The following is a 10,795-nucleotide window of genomic DNA, read 5'->3' as shown; positions in this document are numbered from 1 at the left end:
CTCCGTTCCGGATCATCCGCGCGGCCCTCCCCCACCTGCCCGCGGGCGCCACCATCATCAACACGGCGTCGGCGGAGGCGCACAAGCCCGCCCCCGACCGCCTCGACTACGCGATGACGAAGGGCGCGATCAACAACCTCTCGAAGGGCCTCGCGCAGCAGCTCGCCGCGAAGGGCATCCGCGTGAACGTCGTGGCGCCCGGCCCGACGTGGACCGCCCTGCAGGTGAGCGGCGGCGTCGACCCCGAGAGCCTGCCCGACTTCGGCTCCAGCGAGTCGCCGATGGGCCGTGCCGCCCAGCCCGCCGAGCAGGCCCCGGCCTACGTGTTCCTCGCGTCCGCCGAGTCGAGCTTCGTCGCCGGCGAGACCCTCAACGTGAACGGCGGCATGGTCTCGCCCTGACCCGCCGCGCCGCCGGCGCTCGCTGCTGGACCGCCGAGACGCCTCCGTCCTGCTCGAGACACGGGCTCGCGTCAACCCTCTCCCGAGCGGCGGGGGGCGCGAGGTGCCATGGAGGGACCACCACGAAGGAGCACCATGAGCACCACGACCGTCCTCCCCATCGAGACCTACTCCGACGAGCAGGGCTGGCACAACCGCATCGCCCACGCCCGCGTCCCGCTGAGCCACCACGAGTCGCGCCAGGAGGCGGAGGAGGTCGGCGAGGAGATCGCCGAGCAGCGCGGCGGGGAGCACGTCGTCCTCGGCTGACGGCCGGCGCGGGGCGCGGCATGCCGTGCCCGATCGGGGAACGCGGCCGGCCCGCAGGCGCCCGCTCCGCAGACGCCCCGCCCCGCGCGTAGCGCCCTCGACCCCGCCCGGTCAACCTTCTCGACCTCCCGGCCCCCTCCTCCCTGACGTGGCCCGTCGTGCTCGCTCCCGAGCGCGCGACGAGAGGACGACATGGCCACCACGAGCGACGCCCCCGCGACAGGAGAGGCCGGCGGCACCTCCCTGCGCCGCCGCATCACCGGCCCGCTGCTCTACTCCTTCATCCTCGGCGACGTCCTCGGCGCAGGCATCTACGCCCTCATGGGCACGCTCTCGGCGGAGGTCGGCGGCGCCGTCTGGATGCCCCTCCTGCTCGCGCTCGGCCTCGCGCTGCTGACCGCCGGCTCCTACGCCGAGCTGGTGACGAAGTACCCGAAGGCGGGAGGCGCGGAGGTGTTCGCGCAGCGGGCGTTCAAGCGCCCGATCGTCTCGTTCCTGGTCGGCTTCGCCATGCTCGCGGCCGGAGTGACCAGCGCGGCCGGTCTGTCGCTCGCGTTCGCCGGCGACTACCTCGGCACCTTCCTCGACGTGCCGACCGTGCCGACGGCCATCGTCTTCCTGATCCTCGTCGCGTGCCTCAACGCGCGGGGCGTCGCGGAGTCGCTGCTCAGCAACACGGTGATGACCGTGATCGAGGTCGGCGGCCTGCTGATCGTGATCGGATGCGTCGCGCTGCTCGTGGCGGGCGGAGGCGGCGACCTCGCCCGCACGGTCGAGCTCAGCTCCGAGCAGGCGCCGGCGCTGGCGGTGCTCGGCGCGGCGATCATCGCGTACTACTCCTTCGTCGGCTTCGAGACCTCGGCCACCATCGCCGAGGAGATCCGCGAGCCCAGCCGCGTCTACCCGCGCGCGCTGTTCGGCTCGCTGCTGACGGCCGGCGCGGTGTACGTCCTGGTCGGCCTCGCGAGCTCGATCGCGCTGCCCGCCGACGAGCTGTCCGGATCCTCCGCCCCGCTGCTCGACGTCGTGACGGGGAGCGGAGCCGGAGTGCCGGCGTGGCTGTTCAGCCTGATCGCGCTCGTCGCGGTCGCCAACGGAGCACTGCTGACGATGATCATGGCGAGCCGCGTCACCTACGGCATGGCGAAGGACGGCCTCCTCCCGGACGTGCTCGGCCGCGTGCTGCCGAAGCGCCGGACGCCGTGGGTGGCCATCGCGGTGACCACGCTGGCGGCGTGCCTCCTGACCCTGGTCGGCGATCTGGCGACCCTCGCCGAGACCGTGGTGCTGCTGCTCCTGCTGGTGTTCATCAGCACGAACGTATCGGTGCTCGTGCTGCGGCGCGACAAGGTCGAGCACGACCACTTCCGCGTGTGGACGGCGATCCCCGTGCTCGGCATCGCCTCGTGCGTGCTGCTCCTCAGCCAGCAGGACCCGATCGTCTGGCTCTACGCCGGGATCCTCCTCGTGGTCGGAGTCCTCGTGCACCTGGCGACCCGCCGCTCGTCCCGCCGCACCGCCTGATCCGACGGGGGTCGGGCCGGGCGCACCATCCGCCCCTCCTCCCCCGGCCGAGCCTCGCTCGCCCCGTGACCGGTCAAGCCCCTGGGCGGACGGCCGTCCGAGGCGTGGGATGGAGGGAACGGAAGGAGCACGAATGACCGACACACCCTCCCGCGAGGAGCTGCCGCTCCCCGACTGGAACGACATCCCGCTCGGCACGCTCGCGGAGCCCATCCGCCCGCTCGACGAGGCCGGCCTCGGCGCGCTGCTCGCCTACGAGGAGGCGCACGGGCACCGCCTGCCGGTGACGACGATCCTGCACTCGCGACTCGAGCAGCTGCGCGGGGGAGCGGAGCCGGCAGGCAGCGTGCCGGAGTCGCTGCCCGAGGTGTCCCGCTCGTCGTCCGGATCGCCGGTCTCACCGGCGACGTCCGGTCCGCCGATCAACCCGCCCTCGCACGGAGTGCCGACGAACCCGGCTCAGCCGCGCTGACGGCGGCGGGCGGAGTCGCGGTCGCGCCGGCTCCGCTCCCGCCGCGCGCTGCTCAGGGCCTGCCCAGCGCGCGCGGGCAGACTGTCCGGAGCCGATGACGGCGACCGGACGAGGGAGCAGTACCCGGAACGCGACAAGACTGACTCGTAGGAGCTGTCATGTCCTGGATCGTCCTCATCCTCTCCGGTGTCCTCGAGGCCGTGTGGGCCACCGCCCTCGGCAAGTCGGAGGGGTTCACGCGGCTCGGCCCGTCGGTCGTCTTCGGGGTCGGCGTCGTCGCGAGCATGGCCGGCCTCGCCTACGCGATGCGCGAGCTGCCCACCGGCACCGCGTACGCGGTCTGGGTCGGGATCGGCGCTTCGCTGACCGTGCTCTACGGCATGTTCTTCGGCGGCGAGGGCTTCTCGCTCGTGCGCACGCTGCTGGTCCTCGGGATCGTCGGCTGCGTCGTCGGCCTGAAGCTCGTGCACTGAACCGGGGCCCCGTCCTATCGTCCGCGAGAGCCGCTCCCGGAAGCGAGACGCCGACGGAGGCGAACCGGACTGGCATCTCGCCGAGGGTCCGAGGCAGGTGGTTGCAGGACGCCGCGTGTTCCACCTAGGCTCGGCGCATCAGGGGAGAACGATCGTTCTACGGTTCTCCCCGCCCCCAAGGAGGACTCATGCCCACTCGTACCGCACGCACCGCCTGGAACGGCTCGCTCGAGACCGGCGAGGGCCAGGTCGAGCTCTCGAGCTCGAAGATCGGCACCTACGACGTCTCGTTCCCCAAGCGCGCCGCCGACGACGCCAACGGCTCGACCAGCCCCGAGGAGCTCCTCGCGGCCGCCCACTCCGCCTGCTACGCGATGCAGTTCTCGGCCGTCCTCGGCCAGGCCGGCGGCACCGTCGAGGCGCTCGACGTCCGCGCCGACGTCTCGCTCGGCCCGGACTCGGCCGGCGGATTCAAGCTCACCGGCATCAAGCTCGTCGTGAGCGGCGAGGTCTCCGGCATCGACGAGGCCGCCTTCCTCAAGGCCGCCGACGAGGCCAAGGAGACCTGTCCCGTCAGCAAGGCGCTCACCGGGGTCGACATCACGCTCGACGCCACCTTCGAGGGCTGAGCCCCTCCGCACGTCCCGAGCACCCCGGCGCGCATCGCGGCGGGGTGCTCGTGCGTCCGGCGCGGCCGCGGAGCGGCCTGTGGAGACCCCCGCCCCCACCGGCCGCCCGGCGCCCCCTGTCGTCAGACCGCCGCCGGCGCGTAGCGGAAGCCGGCGCCGAGGTGCTCCTCCGGCAGCCGGTCGCCGCGGCCGTGCAGCTTCTGGCGGAGGCTGCCCTCGACGTACTCCTCCGGGTACGCGCCGCGGCGGCGCAGCTCCGGCACGATGAACTCCACCACGTCCTCGAAGGTGCCGGGCGTGATCGCGTAGGCGAGGTTGAACCCGTCCACGTCGGTCTCCTCGACCCACTCCTGCAGGTGATCGGCCACCTCTGCGGGCGAGCCGACGACGAACGGGCCGAGCCCGCCGATCACGCTGAGCTTGGCGATGTCGCGGACCTTCCACTCCGAGCCGTCCTCGTTCGCCTCCTGGAAGTTGGCGACGGCCGACTGGATCGCGTTGCTCTTCACGTTGCCGATCGGCTCGTCGAGGTCGTACTGCGACAGGTCGATGCCCATCCAGCCCGACATGAAGACCAGCGCCCCCTCCTCGCTCCCGTAGGAGAGGTAGTCGCGGTGCTTCTCGTGCGCGGCCTCGCTGGTCTCGGCGGTGATGATCGTGAGCAGCGTGTAGATCTTCGCGGAGTAGCGGTCGCGGCCGGCCGCCTCGAGGGCGTCGCGGATGCGCGAGACGGTCGCCTTCAGGCCGGCCTTCGTCGAGGACGCGACGAAGATCGCCTCCGCGTTGCCCGCCGCGAAGCGGATGCGGCGCGGCGACGCTCCTGCCTGGTAGATGACGGGGGTCCGCTGCACCGACGGCTCCGAGAGGTGGATGCCGGGGACGGTGAAGTTCTTGCCGCGGTGCCCGATCTCGTGCACCTTCGCCGGGTCGGTGAACACGCCGGACTCGCGGTCGCGGACGACCGCGTCGTCCTCCCACGACCCCTCCCAGAGCTTGTAGAGCACCTCGAGGTACTCGTCGGCGACGTCGTAGCGGTCGTCGTGCTCGAGCTGGTCCTCGTGGCCCATGTTGCGGGCGGCGCTGGGGAGGTAGCCGGTGACGACGTTCCAGCCCACGCGGCCCTTCGTCAGGTGGTCGAGCGTCGACATGCGCCGCGCGAACGGGTACGGGTGCTCGTAGGCGGTGCCCGCGGTGATGCCGAAGCCGAGGTGCTCGGTCGCGGCGGCCATCGCCGAGACGAGGAGGATCGGGTCGTTGACGGGGACCTGCGCGCCGTGGCGGATCGCCGCCTCGTTCGAGCCGCCGTAGACGTCGTAGGTGCCGAGCACGTCGGCGATGAAGATCCCGTCGAACGTGCCGCGCTCGAGCAGCTTCGCCAGGTCGGTCCAGTACGAGAGGTCCTTGTACCGCCAGGACTGGTCCTGGGGGTGGCGCCACATGCCCGAGGACTGGTGGGCGACGCAGTTCATGTCGAAGGCGTTGAAGCGGATCTGGCGGGTCATGGAGTCGATAGTGCCCAGCGGAGCCGCGAACGGGTACCGAGCGCGACGCACGGCACGGCACCTCGTCCGCAGGGGACCACCTCGAGAGGCTCCCCGCTCTCGACGGGCGTCGCTTTGTGACGCCGTGCGTCGCGCTCGGTACCCGTTCGCGGCTCCGCTGGGCACTATCGACTCCATGACCCGCCAGATCCGCTTCAACGCCTTCGACATGAACTGCGTCGCCCACCAGTCCTCGGGCATGTGGCGCCACCCCCAGGACCAGTCCTGGCGGTACAAGGACCTCTCGTACTGGACCGACCTGGCGAAGCTGCTCGAGCGCGGCACGTTCGACGGGATCTTCATCGCCGACGTGCTCGGCACCTACGACGTCTACGGCGGCTCGAACGAGGCGGCGATCCGCCACGGCGCGCAGGTCCCCGTCAACGACCCGATCCTCCTCGTCTCGGCGATGGCCGCCGCGACCGAGCACCTCGGCTTCGGCATCACCGCGGGCACCGCCTACGAGCACCCGTACCCGTTCGCGCGGCGCATGTCGACGCTCGACCACCTGACGAAGGGCCGCGTGGGCTGGAACGTCGTCACCGGCTACCTCCCCAGCGCCGCCCGCAACATGGGCCACGAGGACCAGCTCGAGCACGACGACCGCTACGACGTCGCCGACGAGTACCTCGAGGTGCTCTACAAGCTCTGGGAGGGGTCGTGGGAGGACGACGCGGTCGTCCGCGACCGCGAGTCCGGCGTGTTCACCGACCCGGCGAAGGTGCACGAGATCGGGCACCGCGGCAAGAACTTCACCGTCCCCGGCATCCACCTCTCGGAGCCGTCGGTGCAGCGGACCCCCGTCATCTACCAGGCGGGAGCGTCGCCGCGCGGCATCCGCTTCGCGGCGGGCAACGCGGAGGCGATCTTCGTCGCGTCCTCGACGAAGGCCGGCCTGAAGGCGACCGTCTCGCGCATCCGCGACGCCCTCGAGGCGGCCGGCCGCGACCGCTACTCCGCGAAGATCTACACGCTGCTCACGATCATCACCGCCGAGACCAGCGAGGCCGCGCACGAGAAGCACCGCGACTACCTCTCCTACGGGAGCGAGGAGGGGGCGCTGGTCTTCATGTCGGGCTGGATGGGCATCGACCTGTCGCAGTACGACCTCGACGAGCCGATCGGCAACGTGAAGAGCAACGCGATCCAGTCGGCCGTCGCCAACTTCCAGGAGGCGAACGAGGACGGCTCGGAGTGGAAGGTCCGCGACATCGCCAAGCTCAGCGTGATCGGCGGGCTCGGCCCGTTCGTCGTCGGCTCGCCCGCAGAGGTGGCCGATCACCTGCAGGAGTGGGTCGAGGAGACCGACGTGGACGGGTTCAACCTCGCCTACGCGATCACGCCCGGCACCTTCGAGGACGTGGTGGAGTTCATCGTGCCGGAGCTGCGCCGCCGCGGCGCGTACCCGGAGGAGTACGTCGAGGGCAGCCTCCGCCAGAAGCTGCACGGCCGCGGCGACCGGCTGCCGGAGGAGCACCTCGGCGCCGGCTTCCGCTACGCGCCGGCGGCGGTCTGACGACAGGGGGCGCCGGGCGGCCGGTGGGGGCGGGGGTCTCCACAGGCCGCTCCGCGGCCGCGCCGGACGCACGAGCACCCCGCCGCGATGCGCGCCGGGGTGCTCGGGACGTGCGGAGGGGCTCAGCCCTCGAAGGTGGCGTCGAGCGTGATGTCGACCCCGGTGAGCGCCTTGCTGACGGGACAGGTCTCCTTGGCCTCGTCGGCGGCCTTGAGGAAGGCGGCCTCGTCGATGCCGGAGACCTCGCCGCTCACGACGAGCTTGATGCCGGTGAGCTTGAATCCGCCGGCCGAGTCCGGGCCGAGCGAGACGTCGGCGCGGACGTCGAGCGCCTCGACGGTGCCGCCGGCCTGGCCGAGGACGGCCGAGAACTGCATCGCGTAGCAGGCGGAGTGGGCGGCCGCGAGGAGCTCCTCGGGGCTGGTCGAGCCGTTGGCGTCGTCGGCGGCGCGCTTGGGGAACGAGACGTCGTAGGTGCCGATCTTCGAGCTCGAGAGCTCGACCTGGCCCTCGCCGGGCTCGCGCGAGCCGTTCCAGGCGGTGCGTGCGGTACGAGTGGGCATGAGTCCTCCTTGGGGGCGGGGAGAACCGTAGAACGATCGTTCTCCCCTGATGCGCCGAGCCTAGGTGGAACACGCGGCGTCCTGCAACCACCGGCCTCGGACCCTCGGCGAGATGCCAGTCCGGTGCGCCTCCGTCGGCGTGTCGCGTACGGGAGCGGCTCTCGCGGAGGAGAGGACGGGGCCCCGGTTCAGTGCACGAGCTTCAGGCCGACGACGCAGCCGACGATCCCGAGGACCAGTAGCGTGCGCACGAGCGAGAAGCCCTCGCGGCCGAAGAACATGCCGTAGAGCACGGTGAGCGCAGCGCCGATCCCGACCCAGACCGCGTACGCGGTGCCGGTGGGCAGCTCGCGCATCGCGTAGGCGAGGCCGGCCATACTCGCGACGTCGCCCACCCCGAAGACGACCGACGGGCCGAGCCGCGTGAACCCCTCCGACTTGCCGAGGGCGGTGGCCCACACGGCCTCGAGGACACCGGAGAGGATGAGGACGATCCAGGACATGACAGCTCCTACGAGTCAGTCTTGTCGCGTTCCGGGTACTGCTCCCTCGTCCGGTCGCCGTCATCGGCTCCGGACAGTCTGCCCGCGCGCGCTGGGCAGGCCCTGAGCAGCGCGCGGCGGGAGCGGAGCCGGCGCGACCGCGACTCCGCCCGCCGCCGTCAGCGCGGCTGAGCCGGGTTCGTCGGCACTCCGTGCGAGGGCGGGTTGATCGGCGGACCGGACGTCGCCGGTGAGACCGGCGATCCGGACGACGAGCGGGACACCTCGGGCAGCGACTCCGGCACGCTGCCTGCCGGCTCCGCTCCCCCGCGCAGCTGCTCGAGTCGCGAGTGCAGGATCGTCGTCACCGGCAGGCGGTGCCCGTGCGCCTCCTCGTAGGCGAGCAGCGCGCCGAGGCCGGCCTCGTCGAGCGGGCGGATGCGCTCCGCGAGCGTGCCGAGCGGGATGTCGTTCCAGTCGGGGAGCGGCAGCTCCTCGCGGGAGGGTGTGTCGGTCATTCGTGCTCCTTCCGTTCCCTCCATCCCACGCCTCGGACGGCCGTCCGCCCAGGGGCTTGACCGGTCACGGGGCGAGCGAGGCTCGGCCGGGGGAGGACGGTCGGATGGTGCGGCCGGCCCGTCCCCCGTCGGATCAGGCGGTGCGGCGGGACGAGCGGCGGGTCGCCAGGTGCACGAGGACTCCGACCACGAGGAGGATCCCGGCGTAGAGCCAGACGATCGGGTCCTGCTGGCTGAGGAGCAGCACGCACGAGGCGATGCCGAGCACGGGGATCGCCGTCCACACGCGGAAGTGGTCGTGCTCGACCTTGTCGCGCCGCAGCACGAGCACCGAGACGTTCGTGCTGATGAACACCAGCAGGAGCAGCAGCACCACGGTCTCGGCGAGGGTCGCCAGATCGCTGACCAGGGTCATGATATACGCCGCCAGCGTGGTCACCGCGATGGCCAACCACGGCGTCCGGCGCTTCGGCAGCATGCGGCCGAGCACGTCCGGGAGGAGGCCGTCCTTCGCCATGCCGTAGGTGACGCGGCTCGCCATGATCATCGTCAGCAGTGCTCCGTTGGCGACCGCGACGAGCGCGATCAGGCTGAACAGCCACGCCGGCACTCCGGCTCCGCTCGCCGTCACGACGTCGAGCAGCGGGGCGGAGGATCCGGACAGCTCGTCGGCGGGCAGCGCGATCGAGCTCGCGAGGCCGACCAGGACGTACACCGCGCCGGCCGTCAGCAGCGAGCCGAACAGCGCGCGCGGGTAGACGCGGCTGGGCTCGCGGATCTCCTCGGCGATGGTGGCCGAGGTCTCGAAGCCGACGAAGGAGTAGTACGCGATGATCGCCGCGCCGAGCACCGCCAGCGCCGGCGCCTGCTCGGAGCTGAGCTCGACCGTGCGGGCGAGGTCGCCGCCTCCGCCCGCCACGAGCAGCGCGACGCATCCGATCACGATCAGCAGGCCGCCGACCTCGATCACGGTCATCACCGTGTTGCTGAGCAGCGACTCCGCGACGCCCCGCGCGTTGAGGCACGCGACGAGGATCAGGAAGACGATGGCCGTCGGCACGGTCGGCACGTCGAGGAAGGTGCCGAGGTAGTCGCCGGCGAACGCGAGCGACAGACCGGCCGCGCTGGTCACTCCGGCCGCGAGCATGGCGAAGCCGACCAGGAACGAGACGATCGGGCGCTTGAACGCCCGCTGCGCGAACACCGCCGCGCCTCCCGCCTTCGGGTACTTCGTCACCAGCTCGGCGTAGGAGCCGGCGGTCAGCAGCGCGAGGCCGAGCGCGAGCAGGAGGGGCATCCAGACGGCGCCGCCGACCTCCGCCGAGAGCGTGCCCATGAGGGCGTAGATGCCTGCGCCGAGGACGTCGCCGAGGATGAAGGAGTAGAGCAGCGGGCCGGTGATGCGGCGGCGCAGGGAGGTGCCGCCGGCCTCTCCTGTCGCGGGGGCGTCGCTCGTGGTGGCCATGTCGTCCTCTCGTCGCGCGCTCGGGAGCGAGCACGACGGGCCACGTCAGGGAGGAGGGGGCCGGGAGGTCGAGAAGGTTGACCGGGCGGGGTCGAGGGCGCTACGCGCGGGGCGGGGCGTCTGCGGAGCGGGCGCCTGCGGGCCGGCCGCGTTCCCCGATCGGGCACGGCATGCCGCGCCCCGCGCCGGCCGTCAGCCGAGGACGACGTGCTCCCCGCCGCGCTGCTCGGCGATCTCCTCGCCGACCTCCTCCGCCTCCTGGCGCGACTCGTGGTGGCTCAGCGGGACGCGGGCGTGGGCGATGCGGTTGTGCCAGCCCTGCTCGTCGGAGTAGGTCTCGATGGGGAGGACGGTCGTGGTGCTCATGGTGCTCCTTCGTGGTGGTCCCTCCATGGCACCTCGCGCCCCCCGCCGCTCGGGAGAGGGTTGACGCGAGCCCGTGTCTCGAGCAGGACGGAGGCGTCTCGGCGGTCCAGCAGCGAGCGCCGGCGGCGCGGCGGGTCAGGGCGAGACCATGCCGCCGTTCACGTTGAGGGTCTCGCCGGCGACGAAGCTCGACTCGGCGGACGCGAGGAACACGTAGGCCGGGGCCTGCTCGGCGGGCTGGGCGGCACGGCCCATCGGCGACTCGCTGGAGCCGAAGTCGGGCAGGCTCTCGGGGTCGACGCCGCCGCTCACCTGCAGGGCGGTCCACGTCGGGCCGGGCGCCACGACGTTCACGCGGATGCCCTTCGCGGCGAGCTGCTGCGCGAGGCCCTTCGAGAGGTTGTTGATCGCGCCCTTCGTCATCGCGTAGTCGAGGCGGTCGGGGGCGGGCTTGTGCGCCTCCGCCGACGCCGTGTTGATGATGGTGGCGCCCGCGGGCAGGTGGGGGAGGGCCGCGCGGATGATCCGGAACGGAG

The 10,795-nt window shown here is 72.1% G+C and carries 14 protein-coding genes and 2 riboswitches; of the genes, 7 read left to right on the top strand and 7 right to left on the bottom strand.

What is annotated here, in order from left to right; genetic code table 11:
• The 6 genes from C5C27_RS14730 to C5C27_RS14705 form a co-directional block, all read left to right on the top strand.
• The coding region (locus C5C27_RS14730) for an SDR family oxidoreductase (RefSeq protein WP_146079705.1) at nt 1–401 on the top strand (401 nt) is incomplete at its 5' end.
• 135 nt (nt 402–536) lie between these two features.
• Entirely contained in the window at nt 537–710 is a 174-nt protein-coding gene (locus C5C27_RS14725; RefSeq protein WP_159940661.1) for a DUF2188 domain-containing protein, read from the top strand.
• A gap of 192 nt (nt 711–902) precedes the next feature.
• On the top strand, nt 903–2,234 hold the full coding sequence (locus C5C27_RS14720) for an APC family permease (protein ID WP_104314780.1): 1,332 nt from the start codon (nt 903–905) through the stop codon (nt 2,232–2,234).
• Between the two features lie 133 nt (nt 2,235–2,367).
• Nucleotides 2,368–2,706 carry a hypothetical protein gene (locus C5C27_RS14715; RefSeq protein ID WP_104314779.1) on the top strand — a complete coding sequence of 113 codons (339 nt, stop codon included), beginning with the start codon at nt 2,368–2,370 and terminating at the stop codon, nt 2,704–2,706.
• Between the two features lie 85 nt (nt 2,707–2,791).
• A riboswitch (guanidine-III (ykkC-III) riboswitch) is annotated at nt 2,792–2,855 on the top strand.
• Between the two features lie 9 nt (nt 2,856–2,864).
• Complete coding sequence (locus C5C27_RS14710) at nt 2,865–3,179, top strand: multidrug efflux SMR transporter (protein ID WP_104222377.1); 315 nt, start codon at nt 2,865–2,867, stop codon at nt 3,177–3,179.
• 188 nt (nt 3,180–3,367) lie between these two features.
• Nucleotides 3,368–3,808: an OsmC family peroxiredoxin gene (locus tag C5C27_RS14705; protein WP_104247811.1), complete on the top strand. Its 441-nt coding sequence runs from the start codon at nt 3,368–3,370 to the stop codon at nt 3,806–3,808.
• Between the two features lie 122 nt (nt 3,809–3,930).
• Here the strand turns inward: C5C27_RS14705 and C5C27_RS14700 are convergent, their stop codons facing one another.
• Nucleotides 3,931–5,310, bottom strand: coding sequence for an LLM class flavin-dependent oxidoreductase (locus C5C27_RS14700; protein ID WP_104314778.1), 1,380 nt, complete (start codon nt 5,308–5,310; stop codon nt 3,931–3,933).
• A gap of 175 nt (nt 5,311–5,485) precedes the next feature.
• Between C5C27_RS14700 and C5C27_RS14695 the strand changes: the two genes are divergently transcribed.
• Complete coding sequence (locus C5C27_RS14695; RefSeq protein ID WP_104247810.1) at nt 5,486–6,865, top strand: LLM class flavin-dependent oxidoreductase; 1,380 nt, start codon at nt 5,486–5,488, stop codon at nt 6,863–6,865.
• 122 nt (nt 6,866–6,987) lie between these two features.
• Here the strand turns inward: C5C27_RS14695 and C5C27_RS14690 are convergent, their stop codons facing one another.
• The 6 genes from C5C27_RS14690 to C5C27_RS14665 all read right to left on the bottom strand — a co-directional run.
• A complete protein-coding gene (locus C5C27_RS14690; RefSeq protein WP_104314777.1) occupies nt 6,988–7,428 on the bottom strand; it encodes an OsmC family peroxiredoxin in 441 nt (146 codons plus the stop codon).
• A gap of 188 nt (nt 7,429–7,616) precedes the next feature.
• Nucleotides 7,617–7,931: a multidrug efflux SMR transporter gene (locus C5C27_RS14685; RefSeq protein ID WP_104314776.1), complete on the bottom strand. Its 315-nt coding sequence runs from the start codon at nt 7,929–7,931 to the stop codon at nt 7,617–7,619.
• Nucleotides 7,932–7,940: 9 nt separating this feature from the next.
• A riboswitch (guanidine-III (ykkC-III) riboswitch) is annotated at nt 7,941–8,004 on the bottom strand.
• An 85-nt stretch (nt 8,005–8,089) separates the two neighbouring features.
• Entirely contained in the window at nt 8,090–8,428 is a 339-nt protein-coding gene (locus C5C27_RS14680) for a hypothetical protein (protein WP_104257715.1), read from the bottom strand.
• Nucleotides 8,429–8,561: 133 nt separating this feature from the next.
• Nucleotides 8,562–9,893: an APC family permease gene (locus tag C5C27_RS14675; protein ID WP_104314775.1), complete on the bottom strand. Its 1,332-nt coding sequence runs from the start codon at nt 9,891–9,893 to the stop codon at nt 8,562–8,564.
• 192 nt (nt 9,894–10,085) lie between these two features.
• Nucleotides 10,086–10,259: a DUF2188 domain-containing protein gene (locus tag C5C27_RS14670; protein WP_159940661.1), complete on the bottom strand. Its 174-nt coding sequence runs from the start codon at nt 10,257–10,259 to the stop codon at nt 10,086–10,088.
• A gap of 135 nt (nt 10,260–10,394) precedes the next feature.
• Nucleotides 10,395–10,795, bottom strand: a 401-nt coding sequence (locus C5C27_RS14665) for an SDR family oxidoreductase (protein ID WP_146079705.1), incomplete at its 5' end; no start/stop codon positions are given.

This window comes from Rathayibacter sp. AY2B7 (assembly GCF_002931635.1).
Taxonomy (GTDB): Bacteria; Actinomycetota; Actinomycetes; order Actinomycetales; family Microbacteriaceae; genus Rathayibacter.
This window is presented reverse-complemented; position numbering and strand designations above follow the sequence as displayed.